The sequence below is a fragment of the Streptomyces sp. NPDC047974 genome (assembly GCF_040653375.1).
In the GTDB taxonomy this organism is placed as follows: Bacteria; Actinomycetota; Actinomycetes; order Streptomycetales; family Streptomycetaceae; genus Streptomyces.
Genome location: NZ_JBEZNU010000043.1, coordinates 1 through 22,996, shown reverse-complemented (window position 1 = coordinate 22,996; position 22,996 = coordinate 1). Strand labels below are relative to the sequence as shown.

Below are 22,996 nucleotides of genomic sequence, written 5' to 3'. Positions count from 1 at the left end.
AGCGACGACGACGGCACATCGCATGAATCGTCCATTGCCCCGGTACGCGCGGGGGATACGAAGCGACTACTCTCCGTGGTCGCGGTGCCCGGCCAGCCGGGTGAGCTCCGGGCGCGAGGTGACGTCCAGCTTGGTGAAGGCCCGGCGCAGGTGCGAGGCCACCGTGTGCCGGGAGAGGGAGAGCTCCTCGGCCGCCTGCTGGTTGGTCAGGCCGCGGGCCACGAGCCGGACCACCCGGACCTCCGCGGCCGTCAGTTCGGGCCAGGCGCCGTCGAGTCCGGCAGGCGAGGGGCGCTTGCGGACGCCGGCGGCCCGCAGGCGTCGGCGGACCCGTGCGACGTCCCGTTCGGCGCCCGCGCGGGAGTAGAGCGCGAGGGACGTCTCGTAGTACGGCACCGCGTCGGACCGCCGGGTGGCCGCCAGTCTGCGTCCGGCGTCCTCCAGCGCGGACGCCCGGGCCAGCACCCGGGGGCAGTGCTCGTACAGCCGGACGGCGCGTACGAGAGGGGCGAGGTCGTTGTCGAGGAGGCCCCGGGCGTGCGCGGCGGTGGCGGCGAGGAACGTGAGGTCGGGATTGAGCGCGGCTCGCCGCTCGGCCTGGGCGACCGCCTGCGCGGCCCGTTCGAGCGCGCCCGCGCGCAGGGCGAGACGGACGAGCACGGGGGCGTCGGCGGGGTCGATCAGACCGGCGTACGCGGGCCGGTCCTCGGCGGGCGACGTCATCACCTCGTCGAGTTCGGCCATGGCGTCGGCGGGTCGGCCTTCGAAGTCGGCCGTGAGCGCCAGCATCCAGGAGCCGAAGTGCCGGACGACGGGTGCGCCGTCGCTCCGCATGCGCCTCGCCTGCGCCGCGTACGCCTGTGCGGTCCGCCGGTCGCCGGTGTGGAGGGCGACGCGCAGCATCACGTACCGGAGGGTGACGTCGGCGAGGTTGCCCGGGCCGGGATCGTCGGCCGCGGACGCGGCTTCGCAGTCGGCCCGGGCGTCCGCCAGCCGTCCGGCCTCCAGCAGGATCCGGGAGCGGGTCATGAGCCACATGCGGGTGGCGGCCGTGCGGCCCTGCTCGCCGGTGATCCGGATGCCCTCCTCCGCGACGGCGAGCGCCTCCGCGGTGCGTCCGGTGGTGTTCGAGAGCAGCGCGTGCCACAGGGCCTCCGGGACCCACAGCGAGGTGCTGACGCCCAGGGCGTCGGCGAGCGCGGCGGACCGCTCGGCCTGCCGGAACGCCTCGGTCAGGTCCATGCGGTGGAAGCTCACGGCCGAGCGGACCGTCGTCAGGGTGGCCTCGGCGGTCCGGTCACCGGCGGCCGCCGCGGCCTCCCACGCCTCCGCGGCGACCCGTTCGGCCGCCGCGTGCTCGCCCGACATCGACAGGCCGACGGCGAGCATCGCGAGCAGCCGTCCCCGCAGGGCCTCGGGGATCCCGGGCAAGGCCGCCCCGGCGCGGGCCTGCCGGACCGCCTCGGAGAAGTCGAACGGTACGGCGAGGCGTGCCAGGGCGAGGCGTACGAGCGCCTCGTCGTCGGGTCCGAGCCCGCCGGCCGCCAGGGCGGAGGCGCCCAGCTCGCGCGCCTGGGCGGCCCGGCCCGTCTGCCAGAGCAGCGGGATCGTCTCGGCGATGATCCGCGGCCGCTCCGGAGCGTCCGCGCCGGCGAGTTGCAGGGCCCGGAGGCTGCGCTCCGCGGCGGGTCCGGGTGCGGTGGCGGCGAGGTCCGCCGCTTCGGTGCGCAGCCGGTCGGCCTCGGCGGTGTCTCCCGCGTGCGCCGTCGCCGCCGACGGCCCGGACGGTTCGGCGGAGGAGGCCGCGCCGCCCGGCGGCAGCCCGGCCCGACGGCGGAGTGCCTGCCGCAGGGGCAGGGGGACGCCGGCGTCCACCGCCTCGCGGATCAGGTCGTGGCGGAAGGCGAGGCGATCGCCGCTCTCGGCGAGCAGATCGGCGTCGAGGGATTCCTGCACCGCCGCGATGAGCGCCACCGGGGACCTGCCGAGCAGTTCGGCGAGCAGCGCGACGGTGACCGGGCCGCCGGCGACGGCCGCCGTCCGCACCAGCTCCCGTGCCTCGTCGGACAGCTGGTCGAGGCGGCGCACGACGGAGGGAAGGACCCGGGGGGCCGGGGGGCCGGCGGACAGCCGGGCCGTGCCGTTCTCGATGGTCACCGCCTCGTCCCGGAGCGAGCCCAGCAGTTCGACGAGCAGCTGCGGCACGCCCTGAGCGCGGCGGGCGACGCGCAGGACGCCGGGGTCGGGGAAGGCCCCCAGGACGTCCTCGGTGATCTGCGCGGTCGCCCGGTCCTCCAGCGCGCCCAGCGCCAGCTCATGGGCGCCCGCCTGCCGGATCCTGTCCAGGGTCGTGCGCACGCCCGACGGCACGCTGCCGCCGCGCACGGCGACCAGCCACAGGATCGGGTGCGACGAGAGCCCGGCCGCGAGGGTGTGGAAGGTGAGGAGGGTCAGGTCGTCGCACCACTGGAGGTCGTCGAGGACGACCAGCAGGGGGCCGTCGCGCACGGTCTCCCGCAGGCGGTCCGCCAGTTCCTGGAGCAGCCAGAACTGCTGGCCGGGTGTGGTGGCGAGGTCCCGGAGCCGGACGGTGCCCGACAGCGGCCCCTGGCCGGCGAGCACGCCGTCGAGGAACGGGCCGAGCGGCCCGAACTTCTCGTCGGGGTCGGCCGCCCCCTCGAAGACCCTGGTCCCGCGCCGCCGCGCCACCGCCGCGGCCTCCGCGAGCAGCCGGGACCTGCCGATGCCGGCGGTGCCCTCGACGCGGACGATCCCGCCGGCGCCCCGGTCGAGCGCGTCGAGCCGCTCCTCGATGAACGCCAGCTCGGCGTCCCTGCCGCGGAGGGGTGTGGGTACGCCGCCGAGCTCCTCGGGTGGAGTCCCTGTCGTCACTCGGTTCACGCTCGTTCCGCCTGGCCTGGGCCGCGCGGGACGGCCTCGGTGCCCGTGCGGTACGGCGGAACAGTATGGGCCATCCGCCCACCCCGCCCTCGGCCGGGGCGGTGACGGCTCCTCAGTCGAAGCGCAGGTCGGCCAGTTGCCGTTCGAGGACGGTGACGTCGTCCTCGGGCTCCGCCCCGACCGGGCGCGCCGCCATGAGCGCGGCGAGTTCGCCGCCCGCGCGGCGGACCCGGCCGGGCAGGCCGTCGGTGTACGCGTCACCGCCCGAGCCCCAGTCCTCGGAGGCCGCGAACACGGCGGTGGGCACGACGACCGTGCGGAGGTAGGCGAAGAGCGGGCGGACGGCGTGCTCCAGGACCAGGGAGTGGCGGGCCGTACCGCCCGTCGCCGCGGTCAGGACCGGCGTCCCGGTGAGGGCGTCCGGATCGATCACGTCGAAGAAGGACTTGAAGAGTCCGCTGTAGGAGGCCGCGAACACGGGGGTCACGGCGATCAGGCCGTCGGCCGTCGTCACCGCGTCGATCGCGGCCTTCAGGCGCGCGGGCGGGAATCCGGTCACCAGGTGGTGGGCGATGTCCCCGGCCAGTTCGCGCAGTTCCACGACCTCCGTCGACACCTCGTGGCCCCGGGCGGCGAGTTCCTCGCGGGTGGATTCGGTCAGCCGGTCCGCGAGCAGACGGGTGGAGGACGGGGTGCTCAGCCCCGCGGAGACCACGATCAGCCTCATGCGGCGGCCGCCTTCCCGGCGGCGCGGAGCGAGGCGTGCGTGGGGGCCTCCGGCACGCCGGCCGGACGGCCCTTCGCGAACTCCGTCCGCAGGACGGGCACGACCTCCTCGCCGAGGATGTCGAGCTGTTCGAGCACGGTCTTCAGGGGCAGGCCCGCGTGGTCCATCAGGAACAGCTGGCGCTGGTAGTCGCCGACGGTCTCCCGGAACGACAGGGTCCGCTCGATGACCTGCTGGGGCGAGCCCACGGTCAGCGGGGTCTGCTCGGTGAAGTCCTCCAGCGACGGGCCGTGGCCGTACACCGGCGCGTTGTCGAAGTAGGGACGGAACTCCCGTACGGCGTCCTGGGAGTTCTTCCGCATGAAGACCTGGCCGCCGAGGCCGACGATCGCCTCCTCGGGCCGGCCGTGGCCGTGGTGCGCGAACCGGCGCCGGTAGAGCTGCACCATGCGCCGGGTGTGGTCGGCCGGCCAGAAGATGTTGTTGTGGAAGAAGCCGTCGCCGTAGAAGGCGGCCTGCTCCGCGATCTCGGGGGACCTGATGGAGCCGTGCCAGACGAACGGCGGGACGCCGTCCAGGGGCCGGGGCGTCGAGGTGAACGCCTGGAGCGGGGTGCGGAAGGTGCCTTCCCAGTCCACGACGTCCTCGCGCCACAGCCGGCGCAGCAGCGCGTAGTTCTCCTTGGCGAGGTTGATGCCCTGGCGGATGTCCTGCCCGAACCACGGGTACACCGGACCGGTGTTGCCGCGGCCCGTCATCAGGTCGACCCGGCCGTCGGCGAGGTGCTGGAGCGTCGCGTAGTCCTCGGCGATCTTCACCGGGTCGTTGGTGGTGATGAGCGTCGTGGCCGTGGACAGGATCAGTCGCTCGGTGCGGGCGGCGATGTGGCCGAGCAGGGTGGTCGGTGACGACGGCACGAACGGGGGGTTGTGGTGCTCGCCGGTCGCGAAGACGTCGAGCCCGACCTCCTCCGCCTTGAGCGCGATGGCGACCATCGCCTTGATGCGCTCGTGTTCGGTCGGGGTGCGGCCGGTGGTGGGGTCGGGTGTCACGTCCCCGACGGTGAAGATGCCGAACTGCATGGCTGTCTGCTCTCCTGAGCTCGTCCGGTTCCCGCGCCGGGGAACCGCGGGACCGGGGTGACGTCGGGGGTTCCGGCGTCACCCCGAAAGGTCGACGGGAAGGGCGTCACTTCGCCAGGAAGGCGAGGAGGGCGGTGTTGACCTCCTCGGCGTGGGTCCACAGCAGACCGTGCGGGGCGCCCTCGATCTCGACGTAGTCGGCCGACGGGAGCGCCTTGTGGAAGGGGCGCGCGGTGCCCTCGGCGGGCAGGATGCGGTCGGCGGTGCCGTGCAGGATCAGGGCCGGCACGTCGACGGCGGGGATGTCGGCGCGGAAGTCGGTGTACCAGGTCGCCGGGGCGGCGGAGGCGGCGAAGGAGCCGCCGCGGGCCGCGGTGTTCCAGCTGTTGCGGACGGCCTCCTCGCTGATCCGGGTGCCCAGGTTCTCGTCGAGGTTGTAGAAGTCCTGGAAGAAGGCCGTGTAGTAGGCGTACCGGTCGGCCTTGACGGCGGCGACGACGCCGTCGAAGAACTCCTTCGGGGCGACGCCGTCCGGGTTGTCGTCGCTCTTGAGCAGGCAGGGCTCCAGGGAGGCCAGGAAGGCGACCTTGGCGACGCGGCCGGAGCCGTACGTCGAGACGTAGCGGGCGACCTCGCCGGTGCCCATGGAGAAGCCGACGAGGACGGCGTCCTTCAGGTCGAGGGTCTCCATCACCGTGTTCAGGTCGGCGGCGAAGGTGTCGTAGTCGTAGCCGGTGGTCGGCTGGGAGGAGCGGCCGAAGCCGCGGCGGTCGTACGTGATCACGCGGTATCCGGCGTCGAGCAGGGCGGCGCTCTGGCGCTCCCAGGAGTGGCCGTCGAGCGGGAAGCCGTGGATGAGGACGACGGGCTGCCCGGCGCCCTGGTCCTCGAAGTACAGCTCGACGGGGTTGGTGTTCTCCTGGCCCACGGTGATGTACGGCATGGGGGGGTCCCTCGTTTCGGGTGGACGGGTCCGCGCGTCGGAGCGGCGCGGCATGCCCGTCACGCTAGGACCGGTCCCCCGCCTCCTGTTGCCGTTCCGCGCACCGCTCCTTGCACGGGGGCGCAGAGGTCGCTCAGTCGCCGGTGGCCGTCCCGGCGTCGTCCTCCGCGAGGACGATCCGGGCCAGGTGGACCCGTGAGCGCACCGCGAGCTTGCGGAAGATCGACGCCAGATGGGTGTTGACCGTGTGCGGGGAGACGACGAGGGCCTCCGCGGCCGACCGGTTGGTGTGGCCCGCGGCGATCAGCCGGGCCACCTTGCGTTCCGAGGCCGTGAGCGCGTCCCAGCCCTGATCGGTGCGCGACCGGACGCGTCCGGTGCGCCGGCCCGGGCGGCGTGCGGCCTGTTCCAGGTCGGCCCGGACCTGGTCGGCCTCGGCATCGGCCCCGGCCTGCGCGTAGAGGTCGTGCGCCCTGGTCAGGGCGGGTGCCGCGGCGCCACCGGAGTTCAGCAGCGCCCGTCCGAGGTCGGCGGACGCGGCGGCGAGCGGCAGCGGCCGGGGGCCGGCCAGGAGGAGTTCCACCGCCCGCTCCAGAAGCCCGTGGTCGGCGTCGACCAGGGCGGACGCGTGGGCGGCCGTGCCCTGGGCGGTCGGCACGGTGGGGTTGCGGGCGGCGTGTGCGGCGGTCTGGGCCGCGAGGTCCTCGGCCAGCTTCCGGTCCCCGCCGCGCAGGGCGATGTGCACGGCCTGGACGACATGGGGGCGCAGGAGCCGCCACCGGAGGAAGGGGTGGTCGCGCTGCACCGACCGGACGAGTTCGGCCGCTGCCGCGTGGTCGCCGTCGGCGTCGGCGACGACGGCCTCGAAGTACCGGTGCGTGGCGTGGTTGCCCGTGTTCGGCCGGTCGGCCACGGTCGCCCGGACGACGTCGAGGTGTTCCCGCGCGGCCTCGCGGTCGCCGCGCAGCATCGCGAGGAGCCCTCGGTTGACGCGGATGTTGACCAGGTTGCCGGGCACGTGGAGGTCCGCTTCGAGACGCTCGGCGGTGACGAAGTCGGCGTCCGCGTCGTCGAGCCGCCCGAGCCCCAGGTTCAGGGTTCCCTGGGCCCAGATCAGCATGGCGGGGCGCAGGGGAGCGTCGCCCGCGGAGCGGAGCAGTCGCCGTACGGCGTCGAAGTCGTCCAGGTGGATCAGGGCGACGGCCTCCTCCGGGAGGAAGGCCGCGTCGAACACGCTCAGCGCCGTGTGGTGGCGGACGGCGGCGGCGCAGTCGCCCGTGTTGAGGGCCGTCTCGCCGAGACCCCACAGGGCGAGGACGCGCGCCTCCCGGTCACCGGCCCGCTCCGCCTCGGCGAGCGCCCGTTCCCCGGTTTCGCGGGCGGCCCCGAGGTCGCTCCCGCGGGACCGGGCCAGGGCCAGCCGGGCGGTCAGCCGGGCGTGGATCGCCGGGTCGGTGACGGCCGCCAGCGCCGTCGTGGTGCGGCGGGACAGCTCGTGGACGTCGTCGAGGTGCCAGAGCGCGTCGCCGAGCACGCACTGCAGACGGGCGAAGACGTCCATGGGCGGCTGCCGGGCGAGCAGCGCGTCGCCGATGTCCCGGGCCCGCGCGTACCGGCCCGCGCGGGTCAGCGCGACGACGGCCTGCTCCCCCACGTCGTACACCATGGGCGCGCGGGGCGGTACGAGTTCCAGGGCGCGCACGGCGAGGTCGGCGGCGAGGTCGGGCATCACGGCGATCACGTCGTCGGCGGCCGTGCGGAGCAGTCCGATCGCCTCCGTGTCGCCGGGTTCGGCGCTCTTCAGCAGATGGGGGACGGCGTCGCCGGAGCTCCGGCCCGCCGCGACGAGCCGGCTGGCCGCCTCCCGGTGCAGGGCCCGGCGCACGGAGGGGGCGAGGTCGGCGTAGACCGCCTGGCGGAGCAGGTCGTGGCGGAACAGGAGGCGTTCGCCGTCGTCGTGGAGGAGGGCGGCGGCGATCGCCTCGTCCACCTCGGCGCTCAGCGCGGAGGCGGGCCGGCCGCACAGGGCGGCGGCGTCGGAGAGCGCGAACGCGCGGCCGAGGACCGAGCCGATCCGCAGGAAGTGCAGGGTGTCCGGCCGGAGGTCGGCCAGTCGGCCGCGGACGCCGAGGACGAGCCGGTCGGGCGGTTCCGGCCGGTCCGCGCCCGTCGCCGCGATGCCCGCGAGCATCTCGGCGGCGAGGAAGGGGTTGCCGCCCGCCCCGTCGAGGAGTTCCTCGACCCGGGCCGGCACCTCCGCGCCGAGGACGTCGCGGGCCAGTTCGGCCAGGGCGGTGCCGGACAGCGGCCGCAGCGGGAGCGTCGTCGTCAGCGGCCCCTGCCCGTACAGCTCCGGGTTCTCCCTGCCGGTGAGCAGCCAGAGTACCGGGGTGCTGAGCAGCCGGGCCGGCAGGACGCTCAGGGCGAAGCGGCTCAGCGGATCGGCCCATTGGACGTCGTCGACCGCGATCAGCACGGGCCTGCCCGCCGAGCGCTCCTCGATCAGCTGGGCCAGTCGTTCGACGAGCCAGATGCGCTGGTCGTGGTGGCCGGCGAGGTCTGCGAAGTCGGTGCCGGACAGCAGCGGCGGGTCACCGTGCAGGAGGCCCGAGGCCAGGGAGGCGAGCGGTGCGAGTTCGTGCAGTTCCTCGGCGCGTCCGTGGCTGACGACGAAGCCGTGGGACCGCGCCAGCGAGACGGTCTCGCGCAGCAGCGCGGTCTTCCCGATCCCGGGCTCGCCGAGGAGCAGCGCGACCGCGCCTCCCTCGCCGTCGCGCACCGCCTCGACCAGGGTGCGCAGCTGCTCCGACTCGGCTTCGCGGCCGCGCAGGCCGGGCCGGCTCAGTCCCCTCGTGGTGCCCTGCGCTTCGGGCCGGTCGGCGCTCATCCCTTGACCGATCCGGCGAGCAGTCCCCGTGCGAGGTGCCTCCGGAGGGAGACGAGGACGAGCAGCGGGACGGACGCGGCGACGAAGGCTCCGGCGGTGAGCCGGTGCCACTCGGTGCCGTAGGTCCCGGCCAGGCTCGCGAGTCTGACCGTCATCGGCGCGGTCTCGGCCGTGCCGCCGGACAGCGTCAGTGCCACGAGGAGGTCGTTCCACACCCAGACGAACTGGATGACGGCGAAACCGGCGAGGGCCGGGCGGGACTGTGGCAGCACGATCCGGAGCAGCAGCGTGCCGTGCGACGCGCCGTCGACCCGGGCGGCCTCGATCATGTCCCGGGGCAGCCCTGCCAGGAAGTTGTGCAGGAGGAACACCGCGAACGGCAGCGCGAAGGCCGTGTGGGCGAACCAGACCTGGCCGAACCGCGCGGCTCCGGTGGCGTGCCACGCGGGCAGGAACAGCCAGCCCTGGGAGAAGAGCTTCAGGAGCGGGACGAGCGCCATCTGGAGCGGCACGACCTGGAGCGCGAGGACGCCGACGACGAGCGCGTCGCGCCCCCTGAAGTCGATCCAGGCCAGGGCGTAGGCCGCGAGGAAGGCCAGGACGAGCGGGAACAGCACCGAGGGAACGGTGATGACGAGGGAGTTGACGACGTACTCCGCGAGCCGCCCCGACTCGTTCCCGCCGCTGGACAGCACCTCGCCGTAGTTGTCGAGCGTGAGGTGCGGCGCGCCGAACACGGTCCACCAGCCCGTCGACTTGATCTCCTCCTCGGGGCGGAACGAGGAGAGCAGGAGACCGAGGGTCGGTGTCGTCCAGAGGACCGCGATCACCACGGCGGTCGTCGTGAAGGCGCGGGAGGACACCCGCTCCCGGACGCCGTTCACCCCGTCCTCCGCCGGGCCCGGACCTGGTGGGCGACGAAGGGGGTGACGAGGAGGAAGAGGAGCACGGCGAGCGCCGCGCCGCGGCCGGTCTCGCCGTAGCGGAAGGTCTGGTCGTACATCTCGTGGGCGAGGACGCCCGTGTCGAACTGCCCGCCGGTCATAGTCCTGACGATGTCGAAGACCTTCAGGGTGCCGATCGCCTGGGCGAGGAGCACGACGAGCAGCGTGGGCCTGATCGACGGCACGGTGATCCGCCGGAGGATCTGCCCGGGGGACGCGCCGTCGAGCCGGGCGGCCTCGGCCAGTTCGGCGGGTACGGCCCTGATCGCGCCGGCCAGCAGGACAGCCGCGAAGCCCGCCTGGGTCCACACCATCGCCACCATGAGGAACAGGACGTTCCAGGGGGAGTCCACGAGCCATTGCCGTGGTTCGCCGCCGAACGCGACGACGAGCTGGTTCAGCAGCCCGATCTGCCCGGCCTCCGCGGGACGGTAGGCGTAGACGAACTTCCAGACGACGCCCGCGCCGACGAAGGAGATCGCCATCGGCGTCAGGACCGGGGACAGGGCGAACGTCCTGAACGGCGACCGCGCCACGGCCGCCGCGTAGACGAGACCGACCGCGGTGGACGTCAGCGGCACGACGACCACCCATACCAGGGTGTTGCGGAGCGCCACCCGAGCCTGGTGGTCGGTGACCATCCACACGTAGTTGTCCAGGCCGACCCACGTGTCTCCGCCGCTGTCGGTGAACGACAGCGCCAGAGTGCGCAGAGCGGGCAGGAGCAGACCCGTCGTGAGCAGCAGCAGCGCGGGGGCCAGCAGGATCAGGGCCGCGGCCCTCCTCCGTACCGGTCCCCGGTGCAATGCCAGGACGATCAGGGAGACGACCGCCGCGAAGGCGGCGACGCCCTGGAGCAGGTAGAGCAGCTTGGGCTGCTGGGCGACGGCGTCGAACGACATCAGTTGCTCGGCCAGGACCGTTCGATGGACTCGGCGACCTGCCGGGTGCTCGCGCCGCCGATCCAGTCGACCGCTCCCTTCCAGAACGTCCCGGCGCCGACCGACGCCGGCATCAGGTCCGAACCGTCGAACCTGAACTGTGTCCTGGGGTCCTGGAGCAGCTGGATGGAGAGCCTGTCGACCGGGGTCGCGGAGTTCGCCGGATCCACGCCCTTGTGCGCGGAGACGAACGGGCCCTTCTTCATGCGCGCGTTCGCGAAGTCGGCGGAGGCCAGGTACTCCTGGAAGGCCCGCACCTCGGGGCGGTCGGCGAACGCCGCGGTGAACACCCCGCCGCCCAGCACGGGCCGGCTCGACGGGTCGGCACCCGGCAGGAGGAAGACGGAGACGTCCTTGTCCGGTCCGATCTCGGTGCCCTTCGGCCACATGTCGGCGTAGAACGACGCCTGGCGGTGCATCGCGCAGTCGCCGGAGAGGATCGGGGTGCCGGCCTCCTGGAAGGAGATCGACGCCATCGACCGGGCCGGACCGAAACCGCCGTTGGCGTACCGGTCGTTCTTGAGGAGTGACCCCACGGTGTCCATGGCCTTGATCACCCGGGGGTCGTCGAACGGGATCTCGTGGGCGACCCACCGGTCGTAGACGTCCGTGCCCTGCTGGCGCAGGAGGACGTCCTCGATCCAGTCCGTCACGGGCCAGCCGGTCGCCTCGGCGGACTCGACGCCCGCGCACCACGGCGTGACGCCCGACGCCGCCACCTTCTCGGTGACGGCCATCAGCTCGGTCCAGGTGCGGGGGACGCTCAGTCCCCTGTCCCGGAAGAACGTCGGGGAGTACCAGACGAACGACTTCACGTTCGCGACCAGCGGAGTGCCGTAGAGGGTGCCGTCCACGGTCGCGTAGCCGTTCCAGTCCGCCGACCAGCCCTGCTTCGCGAGGGCGGCGACGCCGGCGCTCACGGGCTTCAGCCGCCCCGCCCGCGCGAAGCGCTCCATGAGGCCGGGCTGGGGGAAGAACGCCACGTCGGGGGCGTTCCCGCCGTCGACCCGCAGCTGGATCCGGGCCTCGAACTCCCCGTCCCCCTCGTACTGGACGTCGATACCCGTGCAGTCGGCGAAGTCGGCCCACGTCTCTTCGAACAGGTCGGCTTCCCGGTCCCGGTTCTCCGCGTACACGGTGACCTCGGTGCCGGGGTGCTCGCCGTAGCGGGCGTACGGTGCGCAGTCCGCGGTGGCGCGCGACCGCGGCCCGCCGTCCTGGGCGGTGCCGCAGGCGGTGGCGGTGGCGGCGAGGGTGATGACGGCGAGCGCGAGCCTCGCGCCGAACCTCATGGGTGTGCTTCCTCCGATCGCCCGCCGCGCGTTCTCGGCGGACGTTTCGGAAAGCTACCGGGTTCGAACGACATGGACCAATCGTTCGATGTTCAAGCGCCGGGTCAGTGCCCCACCAGGATCACGGCGCCTTCGACGGCACGGACGGACGCCTCGGTGGGCGGCGGGGAGATGTGGTCGGGGGTCGGATCACAGGCCGAAGCGGGCGCGGTACGCCTCGGGCACCAGGTCGGCGTACCCGGGGTTCTTCCGGATCCAGCCGCGGATGAAGGGGCAGTACGGCAGGACGCGCAGCCCACGGGCCCGGGCGTCGTCGAGGGCGCCGCGGGCGAGCAGCCCACCGAGCCCCCGGCCGCCGAAGCGGGGATCGATCTCGGTGTGGATGAAGGCGATCTCGCCCTCCGAGAGGTGGTACTCGGCGAAGCCGGCGGTCTCGGTGCCGGTCTCGGTGCCAGTCTCGGTGCCGGCCTCGGCGACGGCGAGGATCTCGTAGCGGGACTTCTCGTGCTGGTCGATGACCTGGGGTTCCATGGGCACTCCTGTCGGGTCGTGGTGGTACGGCGGGCCGGTGGTACGGGGTCAGAGGGTGCGGCGCACGCCCGCCTGGCGTTCCAGGTTGCGGAGCTGGACGGCGAGGTCGCCCTCCACGGCGAGGTGGGCGGGGCCGCTGCGGCCGATGGGCAGGACCTGCTCGCCGCGCATGTCCTCGAGCATCAGGGCGAACGCCGTGTACATCGCGACCAGCGCCACCACGAGGCCGAGCGCCCCGGACGTGCGCGTCAGCCACTCGGCGCCGGTGACGCCCGCGAGGCCGGTGGCCGCCCAGCGGGGCAGGGAGACCGCGAGGACGAGCCACAGCGCCCGTTTGGGCCCGGTCACGGCGGTCATCAACGCGCCGAAGCAGAGCAGCGCCAGGTTGAAGACGCCGAGGACCTTCAGGCCGTCGGCCGCGTCGCTGAGCATGATGAGCGCGTAGGGCAGCCAGCTGCCGGCGAACACCGCCATCAGCGTGGCCGCGATCACGTCACGGGCGCCGAAGGCCAGGAAACTGACCATGAGTTGGAGGAGGAAGGCCGGCAGCACGGTGAAGGCCACGGCGGTGCGGGCCTCCTCGCCGAGTATCCCGAGCTGGAGGCAGCCCGTCATCACGGACGCGATGGCGATCGTGAAGAAGCCGAGCGGCATGGGCGAGGCGATCGGGCGCAGGTTGATCCGCGTCATCGACCGGAGGTCCGGCTCGAATCGGCGTTCCGGGAGAGCGTCCGGCGGGGTGTCGGTCATCGGAGGGCTCTCTTTCAGTGGTCGAAGCAGGGGTCGACGAACGACGGCTGCGTGTCGGGAAGGGAGCCGCGCGCGACACGCCACCGCCGGTGCCGCTCGGACTCGGCGACGGCCTCGGCCACCAGCGATGCCTGCCGGGCACCGCTCTGGTAGCCGCCGAAGTGGGCCACGGGGCTCCATGCGGGGCCGACCGGCGGGACGGCCTCGTCGAGTCCCTCGTACTCCGCGGTCGCGTAGACGATCCGGCCTCCGACGACGGTGAGGACCGACTCGATGTCGGGGATGGCGTCCTCGGGCACGGTGAGGAAGTCGTCGGAGAGGATCGCCAGGTCGCCGTAGCAGCCCTCCCGCAGCGTTCCCTTGACGTCCTGCTCGCCGGTGAGCCGCGCTCCGCCCCGGGTGTAGAGGCCGAGGGCGGTCTCCCGGTCGATCAGGTTCCCGGCCGGGTAGAGGGCGGTACCGCCGACGGTGCGCCCGGTGACCAGCCAGTGGAGGGCGACCCACGGGTTGTACGAGGAGACGCGGGTCGCGTCGGTGCCGGCGGCGACGGTCAGGCCGCGGTCGAGCATGGCCCGGACCGGCGGGGTGTGGGCGGCGGCCTCGGCGCCGTAGCGGTCGAGGAAGGCGGCGCCCTGGAAGGACATCCGGTTCTGGACCGAGACGGCGCCGCCCAGGGCGGCGATCCGGTCGAGGCTGCCGGCCGTGACGGTCTCCGCGTGGTCGAAGAGCCAGCGGTTGCCGCCGGGGAAGAGCCCCTCCGCGGCGAGCTTCTCGAAGACGGCCAGGTCGCGCCGGATCGTCTCGTCGTAGGTCGCGTGGAGCCTGAATCCCCATCCGTTCTCCAGCAGGAGCCGGACGGCCTGCTCGAACTCGGTCTCGTAGGGTCCGAGTTCGGGCCGGGGTTCGGAGAAGTTCTCGAAGTCGGCGGCGGCCCAGGTCAGGTTCTCGCCGGCGCCGTTGAGCCGGAGCCACTCGTCCCCGTCCCCCGGCTTGACCATCTCGGTCCAGCGCTTCAGGTCGGCGAGCTCCTGCCCGGCCGTCTGCGGGAAGAGGTGGTACGCGATCCGGAGGGTCAGCTCCCCCGACCTGGCGAGGTCGGTGACGGTCGCGTAGTTGTCCGGGAAGTTCTGGAAGCCGCCGGCGGCGTCGACGGCGGACGTCAGTCCGAAGCGGTTCAGCTCGCGCAGGAAGTGCCGCGTCGACGTCCGCTTGTCGGCCTCGTCGAGGGCGGGCGCCTTGGCCAGGGTCGAGTACAGCACCAGAGCGCTCGGCGAGGCGAGCAGGACGCCGTTGGGTTCGCCGTCCCGGCCGCGGACGATCTGCCCGCCGCGCGGGTCGGGGGTCTCCCGGGTGAAGCCGGCGGCCCGCACCGCGGCCCGGTTCATCAGCGCCGACTGGTACAGGTGCAGGACGAACACCGGGGTGTCGGGGGCGGCCGCGTTCAGCTCGGCCACGGTCGGCATCCTGCGCTCGGCGAACTGTTCGGCGGTCCAGCCGCCGACGACCCGGATCCACTGCCCCTTGGGCGTGCGGCCGGCCTGCTCGCGCAGCATCTCCAGGGCGCGGCGCAGACTGCGCACCCCGTCCCAGCGCAGCTCCAGGACGTAGTTCAGGCCGCCCCGGATGACGTGCAGGTGCGAGTCGTTCAGGCCGGGGACCACCCGGCGGCCGAGGGCGTCGACGACCCGGGTGCCCGGCCCGACGAGGTGGGCGAGGTCGTGGTCGTCGCCGAGGGCCGCGACCCGGCCGTCGCGGATCGCGACGGCGCGGGCCGCGGGACGCTCGGGGTCGCCCGTGAACACCTTGGCGTTGCGGACGAGGAGATCGGCGTGCTCGTGCTCCCGCCGCGGGGCGGGGACGAGGCCCGCCACCGGCATGCTCGTCGAAGGCCCGGTCGTGGTCATGCGAGGGCCTTCCGGAGGGTGTCGGCGGCGAGACCGATGGCGAGGTCCGCGGCCCACGTGTCACGCAGCGCGTTCAGCATCACGAAGTCGTGGATGGCGCCCTGGACGCGCAGCGCGGTGACGGGGACGCCGGCAGCGCGGAGCTTGGCGGCGTACGCCTCGCCCTCGTCGCGCAGGACGTCGGCCTCGGCCGTGATGACGAGGGCCGGCGGCAGGCCGGTGAGCTGCTCGGTGGAGGCGCGCAGCGGCGAGGCGGTGATCCGGGCGCGCTCGGCCTCGTCCGTCGTGTACTGGTCCCAGAACCACTTCATGGCGTCGCGGCGCAGGAAGTAGCCCTCGGCGAAGGCGTGGTACGAGTCGGTGTCGAAGGCCGCGTCGGTGACCGGGTAGAAGAGGACCTGCTGGACGAGCGTCACGTCGCCGCGCTGCTTGGCCATGAGGGTGAGGGCGGCGCTCATGTTGCCGCCGACGGAGTCGCCCGCGACGGCGATCCGGGTGCCGTCGAGGTCCTTGTGGTGGCCCTCGCGGGCGACCCACTGGGCCACGCTGTAGTTCTGCTCGATGGCGACGGGGTACCGGGCCTCGGGCGAGAGGTCGTACTCGGGGAAGACCACGGCCGCCCCGGTGCCGACGGCGAGTTCGCGGACGAGCCGGTCGTGGGTGTGGGCGTTGCCGAAGACCCAGCCCGCGCCGTGGATGTAGAGGACGACGGGGAGCGGGCCGGTGACGCCGCGCGGGCGGACGATCCGGGCGCGCACGTCGCCGGTCGGGCCGCCGTGGACGGTGATCCACTCCTCGTCGACGGCGAGCAGCGGGACGTCCTCGCCGCTCTGGACGTCGTCCACGGCCTTGCGGCCTTCGGCGACGGGGATCTGGTACAGGTACGGCGGCCGGGCGGTGGCGTCGGCGAACGCCTGGGCGGCGGGTTCGAGGACCGGACGGTCGTTCATGAGGGGTTCTCCTTCGGTAGGGACGGGAGGGACGCGGGGGGACTGGGGGACGGGGGGGGACGGGTCGGGGCTCAGCGGGTCGCCCGCGCGGCGGCGAGGATCACGTGGGTGACCACGGCCGGGCGGGAGACGGCCACGGCGTGCGACGCGTCCACTTCGGTGACGTGCGAGCCGGCGCGCCGGGCCATCCACCGCTGGGCGGTCGGAGGGATGTTCTTGTCGGCGGTGGCGATCAGCGACCAGGACGGGATCGTCTTCCAGGCCGCCTCGCCGGCCTCCTCCTCCAGCGCGGTGGTGGCGACCGGGCGCTGGGTCGCGGCCATGACGGCCGCGTCGGCGGTGGGGACGTCGGCGGCGAACTGCCGGTGGAACTTGGTCGGTTCGATGACGAGTTCGGTGCCGGTGCCACCGCCGGGCAGCGGGTACGACCGCGGATTCACGGTGTCGCCGAGGGTCGAGCCGGGGAACCGGGCGGCGAGCTCGGCCGCGCTCTCGCCCTTGTCCGGGGTGAACGCGGCGATGTAGGCGAGGGCCTTCACCCGGCGGTCGCCCAGCGCGGCGCCGCTGATGACGGCGCCGCCGTAGGAGTGGCCGACCAGGACGACGGGTCCGTCGACGGCGGCCAGCACGCTGCGCAGGTAGGCGGTGTCCTCGGCGAGGCCGCGCAGCGGGTTGGCGGGGGCCAGGACGGGGTGGCCGGCCTGCTGCAGCCGCCGGATCGTGCCGCTCCAGCTGGAGGCGTCCGCGAACGCCCCGTGGACCAGGACGATGGTGGGCTTGGGTTCGTGCCGGTCGGCGCCGGCGGCGGCCTGGCCGCTCGCCGGGGCCGCGCCGACCAGCGCGGCCAGCGTCGCGGGCAGGGCGAGGCCGAGGGCGAGGGTGCGCCTCGTGGGATGCATGGGGGGTTCCTTGTCGGGTGGTGGGACGTTCGGGTGCGCGCGGTCGGGCGTACAGGCGCGCCGAGCGGGTGCGGTGGCCGGGCCGGGCGGGTGCGGCGAGGGGCCGGGCGGGCGCGGGAGCCGGGCCGGGCGGGCGCGGGAGCCGGGCCGGGCGGCCGGGTGCGGCGGCCGGGGCCGCGCGGGTGCGGCGGCCGGGCCTAGCGAGTGCCGCGAGGGGACCGGGCGGGTGCGGCGGCCGGGGCCGCGCGGGTGCGGTGGCCGGGCCGGGCGGTGTCCGGCTCAGAGGCCGTACGCCTCCAGGAGCCGGAGCCAGACCTCGCTCACCGTCGGGAAGGCGGGTACGGCGTGCCACAGGCGCTCCACGGGGACCTCGCCCACGATGGCCACGGTGGCGGTGTGGAGGAGTTCGGTCGCCATCGGGCCGGTGAGCGTGCAGCCGACGACGACGCCCCGTGCCTCGTCGACGACGAGCTTGGCGAGGCCGCGGTAGTCGTCCGCGTGGAGCGCGGCGCCTGCGACGTCGTCGATGCGGTACTCCACCACGCGGACCGCGAGGCCCGCCTCGCGTGCCGCGCGTTCCGTGAGCCCGACGCTCGCCACCTCGGGGCGGGTGAAGACGGCCTGCGGGACGGCGACGCGGTCGGCCTCCGCGCTCCACGGCTGCAGGCCGCCGGTCTCGGCGGGGCGCCCCGCGGCCCGCTCGGCGATCGCCGCCGCGCAGGCACGGGCCTGGTACTTGGCCATGTGGGTCAGCGGCGCACGGCGGTTCACGTCGCCGACGGCGTAGAGCCAGTCGCCCTCGACCGCGGTGACCCGGCAGGTGTCGTCCACCGGGAGCCAGTCGCCGGCCGGAAGTCCCACGGAGTGCAGGCCGAGGTCCGCGGTGCGCGGGCGCCGTCCGACGGCGGCGAGGACCTCGTCGCAGACGAGGGCGGCGCCGTCGTCGGTGTGCACGGTCACCGTACGGGTGTCGTCGTCGCGGGCGACCCGGACGGCCGACACCCCGAAGCGGATCGTGACGCCCAGATCGCTCAGCCCCCGGGTGACCTCCTCACCGGCGCACGGCTCCCAGCCGGTCAGCAGGGCCTGGTCACGGACCAGCAGGGTGACGGAGGAGCCGAGCGAGCGCCACGCGGTGGCCATCTCGCAGGCCACCACTCCCCCGCCGATGACGACGAGCCGCTCGGGCACCGCATCGGCCGTGGTGGCCTGCCGGTTGGTCCACACACCGATCCGGTCGAGCCCCTCGACCGGCGGAAGGGCGGGTTCCGTGCCGGTGCAGACCACGACCGCGCGCCGGGCGCGCAGGGTACGGACCGTGCCGTCGGCCCCCGTCACCGCCACCCGGCGCTCACCGGCGAGCCGTCCGTGCCCCCGTACGAGCGCGACGCCCGCACCGTCGAGCCAGTCGGCCTGGCCGCTGTCGTCGCCGCGCCCGGTGAAGCGGTCGCGGCGGGCCAGGACGGCTGCCGGGTCGAGTACCGTCGCCAGCGCCTGGCGGGCCCCGTCGACCGACCGCGCGGCGTCCAGGGCCGCACCCGGCCGGAGCAGGGCCTTGCTCGGCACGCAGGCGCGGTACGAGCACTCGCCGCCGACCTCCTCGGCCTCGACGACGACGGCGGTCAGCCCCGATCGGACGGCCCGGTCGGCGACGACCTCGCCGGCCGGTCCGCCACCGACCACGACGACGTCATAGGTGTCCATCAGCCGCGCACCAGCGGGGTGTCCACGAGGTGCTCGGCCAGGAACCACACCTGCGCCTCGCCGGTCCGGACCACATCGGAGACGAGCAGGTCGGTGCTGCCCTCGTCGCCCTCCTGGGAGAGCCGGGCGGCGGCGTCCCGCGCGTCGATCAGGATCCGCTCGTGCGCGTCGAGGAGCCGCGACAGCATCACGGGCACCGGCTCCACGCCGTCCGGCGGCCTGGGGACCGTCGTCAGCTCCGCGACATGGCGCGGGTCTCCGACGGCGACGCCGCCGAGGCTCTGCACCCGCTCGGCCAGCGCGTCCACGATGGCCAGCTGGGCCTCCGCGTGCTTGTCGAGCATCAGGTGGAGCGAGTAGAAGGTCGCCCCGCGCATGAGCCAGTGGTGCTTCTTGTAGAGGGAGTAGAGGATCTGCGTGTCGGCGAGGACGCGGTTCAGCCGCTGGCAGGCGTACATGCGGGTGTCGTGCCCGAGGCCGATCGGAAGCTGCTTGAGCGTGCCGAACGCCTGGGTCTCGGCGCCCTTCTGATGCAGCAGCGGCTGGCCGCCGCCGTGCGGGTTCGTGAGGGTGTCCATCGGGTGCTCCTGTTCGGGAGAGGGGTGGGAAGGGCCCGGCCGGCCGAGCGGGGGACGCGGACGGCCGGACCCGGTCTGCGCGGCTCGCGCTCAGCGCTCGGCGTTCCCCGGGGCGGGGAGCCGGTGCAGCACGAGCCGGGTGAGGAGTCCGCTGCCGAGACCGGCCGCGAGCGCGAGGGCGGCCCACCACAGCGGGTACGGCGCGAGGCCGAGGGCCGCGTCGAGGGACCAGGCGCCGGGGCCGGTGGCGGCGAGGGCGGCGGCCGTGCCGATGAGGACGAGCGGGTACTCGTATCCGTCGTTCTGCACCCAGAGCCCGTGGCGCCACTTCACGGTGAGCGCGACCGTCATGACCCCGATGGCACCGGTCGCGGCGAGCGGGGTCAGGAGGCCGGCGGCGAGCAGCAGACCCGAGCCGATCTGGCCGCCTCCCGCCGCAAGGGCGGTGAGGGCACCGCCCCGGAAGCCGTCGGCGCGGAACTCCTCCGTCCCGCCCTGAAGTCCCTTGCCGCCCAGGTGCGAGCTGACCTTCTGCACCCCGTGCCCGGCGACGAGCAGTCCCACCAGCAGACGCAGGATCAGAATGCCGGTGTCCACGGAGGTCAGCCGGCCGCGTGCGCGCCGATGACCGACTGCGCGTACACGACACCCAGGCCGTACGCGCCCGCGTGGGCCTTGACGATCTCCATGACGTCGCCGTACGTCTCCTGGCGCGCCCAGTCGCGCTGCAGCTCCAGCAGCACCTGCACCCAGGTCACCGGGACGGCGCCGGCGGCGATCATCCGCTGCAGGGCGTGCTCGTGGGCGGCCGGGCTGACGCCGCCGGACGCGTCGGTCACGACGTACACCTCGTAGCCCTGCTCCAGCGCGGAGAGCGCGGGCAGCACCAGGCAGACCTCGGTCCACAGGCCCGACAGGACGATCTTCTTGCGACCGGTCGCCTTGACCGCCGCGACGAGCGCCTCGTCCTCCCAGGCGTTCATGGTGGTGCGGTCGATGATCTCGTTCTTGGGAAACACCTCGGCGAGCTGCGGCAGCAGGGGGCCGGAGAAGGACTCGGCGGCGACCGTGGTCAGGACGGCCGGCACGTCGAACGCCCTGGCCGCCTTGGCGAGACCCACGGTGCTGTTGATGATCGCGGCACGGTCGCCGCTGCCGGTGCCGAAGAACATCTGCGGCTGGTGGTCCACGAAGAGCATGACCGAGTTGTCGGGCGTGAGCAGGTCCTTGCTCGGAGCGGCCTGCACCTTGTCGATGTCGAACATGAGGGGTCCTTTCGAAGCCGTCGGATGGGTGCCCTCCGCCTCCGCGGCTCGGCACGTCCTCAAGCTACGAGCGACCCGACCGCCCGAGTTGACCTCCTGCGCCCAGGGGTTGGCACGACAGCGCACAACCGGTCGAGCACGGGAGCCGCGCGCGTCACCGGGGCGCACCGCGCTCGGCCGCGACGCCGGCGACCCCGCCGAACCGGACGAGGGCGGCCGCGGCCGCTCCCCCGCCGGCCGGTTCGCCGCCCCGCCGCTCCCCCTCGGGGGCGACGAGCGCGCGGCCGCGGACGGCGGAGATCCGCCCCTCCCCGCCGCCCTGACGACAGCCGCCGTCGAGGGCCGCGGGCCAGGGCGGGACGTCCCCCGGCCCCGCGTCGCCCGCCCGGGAGAACTCCGGGTCAGCGCACCCGTCCCCGGGCCTTGAGCTGGGTCGCCGGGACCTCGGGGGCGGGCAGGCGATCGCCGTCGTACCCCTTCACCTCGCCGAAGCGGTCGCTCGTCATCCACTGCTCGCGGGCCTCGCGGATCTCGTCGTCGGTGCGGCCGACGAAGTTCCACCACAACACACCTCATTACGTCGTCTCCGCAGGTGAAAGCCACATCGACGCGGCCGAGGTCAGCAAAGGGTCAGCATCGTTCTCACTTCCGACTATCGCGGCGACACACAGGGCGAAAGTCAGCCGGGTTCGCCTATCAGCGCCTGACGGTCTCTACGTGCCTACCGGCAGGGGACCATGCTCGTATGCAACTGTGCTCGTCCGACGCCAGGACCCCATGGCCCCGAGGACGTCGAGGGGAGGATGCGGGCAAGGGGTCGGCCGTGGAACGCCGGGGCCGAGCCGAACGGCCGGCGTCCCGCAGACTGGCGGAGTACGCGCCAGCTGTGTGCCGTCCAAGTCCCCCGCCGACCGTTCCCTGCTGCTGCCCCAACGGGTGCAGGTCCTCACGCCCTGACAAGCGCTGCTCGGCGCCGAACTACGTCGCCAGCCCCATGTCCAAGATCTTGGCTGCGCTTCCAATCGACCCAGGCATTAGATGCCTGTAGGTCTTAAAAGTGACCTCGATGCTCTTAAAGAGCGTTTTGTCCTGGCGAAGGCGTTTGGTAAGCCCATCAAGGATGATGGCTGGGTGTTGGTCAAGGTAGAGGCAGTGCAGGCGGCCCGGTCGGAGCCCATGTTCGTCCGAGTGCACTCGGCAGTGGGCACTGCTGTGGTGCTCTGGCGGGGGGCGCCCTGGGACGTGGGGCGAGAGCACCACGTTGAGTGGAGCGTGGATGAGGACATCGTCTGGATGGAGAACGCCCGGCCAAACACTGATGGAGCGCCTGAGCTGCGGGAAGACGGTGACCGCATCGTCTTTCGTGGAAGGCTGAGTCTCGACGAGGACGGAGGGGCGGTCCTGGACGTGGGCGGCTCGGTGATCCTGTTCGATCTCGCCGACCCGCCTCTGCCGGACGGTGTTGGCGGGTCGTGGGTCGAGGTCCGCGTGGCACCGGACAACGTCACGGCCTGGCCCTACGAAGTCTGACTGCCGGTGGGCGGTCAGGTGTCGCGCCAGTTCGGGGTCGACTCGCGGCTGAGTCGGCGGCTTATCAAGTCGATCATCGCCAGCTTGATCATGGCTTCGGAGCGGTGGGGGTGGGTCTCGTAGTCGCGGGCGAGGCGGCGGTGCTGCATGAGCCAGCCGAAGGTCCGCTCGACGACCCACCGCCGCGGAATCACCTTGAAGCCCTTCTGGGCAGGGTCGCGGCGGGTAACTTCGACGTCGATGCCGAGGTGGGCGCCGTGTTCGATGACCTTGGTGCGGTAGCCGGTGTCGGCCCATGCCTTGGTGATGCGGGGGTGATCGGCGGCGATGTTCGAGAGCACGTGGATGCCGCCGACGTTGTCGGAGACGCTGGCGGCGGTAACCAGCACGGCCAGGAGGAGGCCGAGTGTGTCGACGCCGATGTGGCGTTTGCGGCCTGCGATCTTCTTGCCCGCGTCGATGCCCTGGCCGGCTGCGGGGACGTTCGCAGAGGTCTTGATGGTCTGGGCGTCGAGGACGCAGGCGCTCGGCTCGGCGTCCCGGCCCTCGGCTTCCCTCACGAGCCGGCGGAGGAGGCTGTTGAGCTGCTCGAAGACTCCGTCCTTCTGCCAGGCGGCGAAGTATCCGTAGACGGTCTCCCACGGGGCGAAGTCGTGCGGCAGGTACCTCCACGGGATTCCGGTGCGGTCGACGTAGAGGATGGCGTCCATGATCCGGCGCAGATCGTGTTCGGGCGGTCGGCCGATGTCCAGGCCCTTCCCTCTCCGCTCGGCCCGCCAGGCTGCCAGAGTCGGTTTCAGCAGCTCCCAACGGGCATCGGACAGGTCACTCGGATACGGCCGCTGCTTGCGAGGCATGTTTCTGTAGTACCGATGTCCGCCGTCCCGCCACAGGGCGCAAAGAGGCGCGACTGGGGGCGTGTTGGGATCAGACAGGAGCGAAGGGATCGAAACGGATCCTCGAAAGCCGTCAACCGTCCCACCTGCCACAACAGATGTCCCCTACCTCAGCCAGCCCGGAACGGTCTGCCACCCGAAGCCCAATGAAACGCCTATATCTGAACAAAACACTCTTTAAGAGGGCATCTGATCAATGTTCATGCCGGTATGGGTGGCATGTCCGATTCGATTCGCCAGGTTGGTACGGATTCTCCGGTGAGTTCGCGGCT

General features: G+C 73.2%; 19 protein-coding genes and 1 pseudogene. 1 reads left to right on the top strand and 19 read right to left on the bottom strand.

Annotated elements, in window-relative coordinates; all coding sequences use genetic code 11:
- Nucleotides 1–66: 66 nt before the first annotated feature.
- The 18 genes and pseudogenes from AB0E19_RS34930 to AB0E19_RS34845 all read right to left on the bottom strand — a co-directional run.
- Nucleotides 67–2,892, bottom strand: coding sequence for an AAA family ATPase (locus AB0E19_RS34930; RefSeq protein WP_362187959.1), 2,826 nt, complete (start codon nt 2,890–2,892; stop codon nt 67–69).
- A 121-nt stretch (nt 2,893–3,013) separates the two neighbouring features.
- The gene (locus AB0E19_RS34925; RefSeq protein ID WP_362187956.1) at nt 3,014–3,628 is read right to left on the bottom strand and encodes an FMN reductase; all 615 of its coding nucleotides are present in this window, start codon (nt 3,626–3,628) and stop codon (nt 3,014–3,016) included.
- Entirely contained in the window at nt 3,625–4,710 is a 1,086-nt protein-coding gene (locus AB0E19_RS34920; protein ID WP_362187953.1) for an LLM class flavin-dependent oxidoreductase, read from the bottom strand. The genes AB0E19_RS34925 and AB0E19_RS34920 overlap by 4 nt, the downstream gene beginning before the upstream one ends.
- A 106-nt stretch (nt 4,711–4,816) precedes the next feature.
- Nucleotides 4,817–5,653, bottom strand: a complete 837-nt coding sequence (locus tag AB0E19_RS34915; protein ID WP_362187950.1) for an alpha/beta hydrolase — start codon at nt 5,651–5,653, stop codon at nt 4,817–4,819.
- A 133-nt stretch (nt 5,654–5,786) separates the two neighbouring features.
- Nucleotides 5,787–8,540 carry an AAA family ATPase gene (locus AB0E19_RS34910; RefSeq protein ID WP_362187947.1) on the bottom strand — a complete coding sequence of 918 codons (2,754 nt, stop codon included), beginning with the start codon at nt 8,538–8,540 and terminating at the stop codon, nt 5,787–5,789.
- Entirely contained in the window at nt 8,537–9,424 is an 888-nt protein-coding gene (locus AB0E19_RS34905) for a carbohydrate ABC transporter permease (RefSeq protein WP_362187944.1), read from the bottom strand. Before AB0E19_RS34905 ends, AB0E19_RS34910 begins: the two co-directional genes overlap by 4 nt.
- Nucleotides 9,421–10,386 (bottom strand): sugar ABC transporter permease, encoded by a 966-nt coding sequence (locus AB0E19_RS34900; protein ID WP_362187941.1) that lies wholly within the window; start codon nt 10,384–10,386, stop codon nt 9,421–9,423. The genes AB0E19_RS34905 and AB0E19_RS34900 overlap by 4 nt, the downstream gene beginning before the upstream one ends.
- Nucleotides 10,386–11,717, bottom strand: a complete 1,332-nt coding sequence (locus AB0E19_RS34895) for an extracellular solute-binding protein (protein ID WP_362187938.1) — start codon at nt 11,715–11,717, stop codon at nt 10,386–10,388. Before AB0E19_RS34895 ends, AB0E19_RS34900 begins: the two co-directional genes overlap by 1 nt.
- A 189-nt stretch (nt 11,718–11,906) precedes the next feature.
- Nucleotides 11,907–12,248 (bottom strand): GNAT family N-acetyltransferase, encoded by a 342-nt coding sequence (locus tag AB0E19_RS34890; protein ID WP_362187935.1) that lies wholly within the window; start codon nt 12,246–12,248, stop codon nt 11,907–11,909.
- A gap of 48 nt (nt 12,249–12,296) precedes the next feature.
- Nucleotides 12,297–12,998 (bottom strand): GPR1/FUN34/YaaH family transporter, encoded by a 702-nt coding sequence (locus tag AB0E19_RS34885; RefSeq protein WP_362187932.1) that lies wholly within the window; start codon nt 12,996–12,998, stop codon nt 12,297–12,299.
- A 14-nt stretch (nt 12,999–13,012) separates the two neighbouring features.
- Nucleotides 13,013–14,902 (bottom strand): amidohydrolase, encoded by a 1,890-nt coding sequence (locus AB0E19_RS34880; RefSeq protein WP_362187929.1) that lies wholly within the window; start codon nt 14,900–14,902, stop codon nt 13,013–13,015.
- Complete coding sequence (locus AB0E19_RS34875; protein ID WP_362187926.1) at nt 14,899–15,852, bottom strand: alpha/beta hydrolase; 954 nt, start codon at nt 15,850–15,852, stop codon at nt 14,899–14,901. The genes AB0E19_RS34880 and AB0E19_RS34875 overlap by 4 nt, the downstream gene beginning before the upstream one ends.
- 71 nt (nt 15,853–15,923) lie before the next feature.
- Nucleotides 15,924–16,751 carry an alpha/beta hydrolase gene (locus AB0E19_RS34870; protein WP_362187923.1) on the bottom strand — a complete coding sequence of 276 codons (828 nt, stop codon included), beginning with the start codon at nt 16,749–16,751 and terminating at the stop codon, nt 15,924–15,926.
- A 279-nt stretch (nt 16,752–17,030) separates the two neighbouring features.
- Nucleotides 17,031–18,455 (bottom strand): NAD(P)/FAD-dependent oxidoreductase, encoded by a 1,425-nt coding sequence (locus AB0E19_RS34865; RefSeq protein WP_362187920.1) that lies wholly within the window; start codon nt 18,453–18,455, stop codon nt 17,031–17,033.
- Nucleotides 18,455–19,033 (bottom strand): DNA starvation/stationary phase protection protein, encoded by a 579-nt coding sequence (locus AB0E19_RS34860; RefSeq protein WP_362187917.1) that lies wholly within the window; start codon nt 19,031–19,033, stop codon nt 18,455–18,457. The genes AB0E19_RS34865 and AB0E19_RS34860 overlap by 1 nt, the downstream gene beginning before the upstream one ends.
- Nucleotides 19,034–19,123: 90 nt before the next feature.
- Nucleotides 19,124–19,630 (bottom strand): DoxX family membrane protein, encoded by a 507-nt coding sequence (locus AB0E19_RS34855; RefSeq protein WP_362187914.1) that lies wholly within the window; start codon nt 19,628–19,630, stop codon nt 19,124–19,126.
- A gap of 5 nt (nt 19,631–19,635) precedes the next feature.
- Entirely contained in the window at nt 19,636–20,298 is a 663-nt protein-coding gene (locus AB0E19_RS34850) for a hydrolase (RefSeq protein ID WP_362187911.1), read from the bottom strand.
- Nucleotides 20,299–20,699: 401 nt separating this feature from the next.
- Nucleotides 20,700–20,867: pseudogene (locus tag AB0E19_RS34845) on the bottom strand (pirin family protein); the annotation flags it as partial.
- A 703-nt stretch (nt 20,868–21,570) separates the two neighbouring features.
- Between AB0E19_RS34845 and AB0E19_RS34840 the strand changes: the two are divergent.
- A complete protein-coding gene (locus tag AB0E19_RS34840) occupies nt 21,571–21,828 on the top strand; it encodes a hypothetical protein (protein ID WP_242484324.1) in 258 nt (85 codons plus the stop codon).
- A 14-nt stretch (nt 21,829–21,842) separates the two neighbouring features.
- Here AB0E19_RS34840 and AB0E19_RS34835 read toward each other — a convergent pair whose 3' ends face one another.
- Nucleotides 21,843–22,685 carry an IS5 family transposase gene (locus AB0E19_RS34835; protein WP_362187906.1) on the bottom strand — a complete coding sequence of 281 codons (843 nt, stop codon included), beginning with the start codon at nt 22,683–22,685 and terminating at the stop codon, nt 21,843–21,845.
- Nucleotides 22,686–22,996: the final 311 nt, after the last annotated feature.

Bases quoted from the DNA above. Each gene is read 5' to 3' on its own strand.
- AB0E19_RS34835 (WP_362187906.1), bottom strand. From the start codon at position 22,685: ATGCCTCGCAAGCAGCGGCCGTATCCGAGTGACCTGTCCGATGCCCGT.
- AB0E19_RS34860 (WP_362187917.1), bottom strand. From the start codon at position 19,033: ATGGACACCCTCACGAACCCGCACGGCGGCGGCCAGCCGCTGCTGCAT.
- AB0E19_RS34915 (WP_362187950.1), bottom strand. From the start codon at position 5,653: ATGCCGTACATCACCGTGGGCCAGGAGAACACCAACCCCGTCGAGCTG.
- AB0E19_RS34910 (WP_362187947.1), bottom strand. From the start codon at position 8,540: ATGAGCGCCGACCGGCCCGAAGCGCAGGGCACCACGAGGGGACTGAGC.
- AB0E19_RS34870 (WP_362187923.1), bottom strand. From the start codon at position 16,751: ATGCATCCCACGAGGCGCACCCTCGCCCTCGGCCTCGCCCTGCCCGCG.
- AB0E19_RS34925 (WP_362187956.1), bottom strand. From the start codon at position 3,628: ATGAGGCTGATCGTGGTCTCCGCGGGGCTGAGCACCCCGTCCTCCACC.
- AB0E19_RS34850 (WP_362187911.1), bottom strand. From the start codon at position 20,298: ATGTTCGACATCGACAAGGTGCAGGCCGCTCCGAGCAAGGACCTGCTC.
- AB0E19_RS34880 (WP_362187929.1), bottom strand. From the start codon at position 14,902: ATGACCACGACCGGGCCTTCGACGAGCATGCCGGTGGCGGGCCTCGTC.
- AB0E19_RS34920 (WP_362187953.1), bottom strand. From the start codon at position 4,710: ATGCAGTTCGGCATCTTCACCGTCGGGGACGTGACACCCGACCCCACC.
- AB0E19_RS34900 (WP_362187941.1), bottom strand. From the start codon at position 10,386: ATGTCGTTCGACGCCGTCGCCCAGCAGCCCAAGCTGCTCTACCTGCTC.
- AB0E19_RS34890 (WP_362187935.1), bottom strand. From the start codon at position 12,248: ATGGAACCCCAGGTCATCGACCAGCACGAGAAGTCCCGCTACGAGATC.
- AB0E19_RS34895 (WP_362187938.1), bottom strand. From the start codon at position 11,717: ATGAGGTTCGGCGCGAGGCTCGCGCTCGCCGTCATCACCCTCGCCGCC.
- AB0E19_RS34885 (WP_362187932.1), bottom strand. From the start codon at position 12,998: ATGACCGACACCCCGCCGGACGCTCTCCCGGAACGCCGATTCGAGCCG.
- AB0E19_RS34875 (WP_362187926.1), bottom strand. From the start codon at position 15,852: ATGAACGACCGTCCGGTCCTCGAACCCGCCGCCCAGGCGTTCGCCGAC.
- AB0E19_RS34865 (WP_362187920.1), bottom strand. From the start codon at position 18,455: ATGGACACCTATGACGTCGTCGTGGTCGGTGGCGGACCGGCCGGCGAG.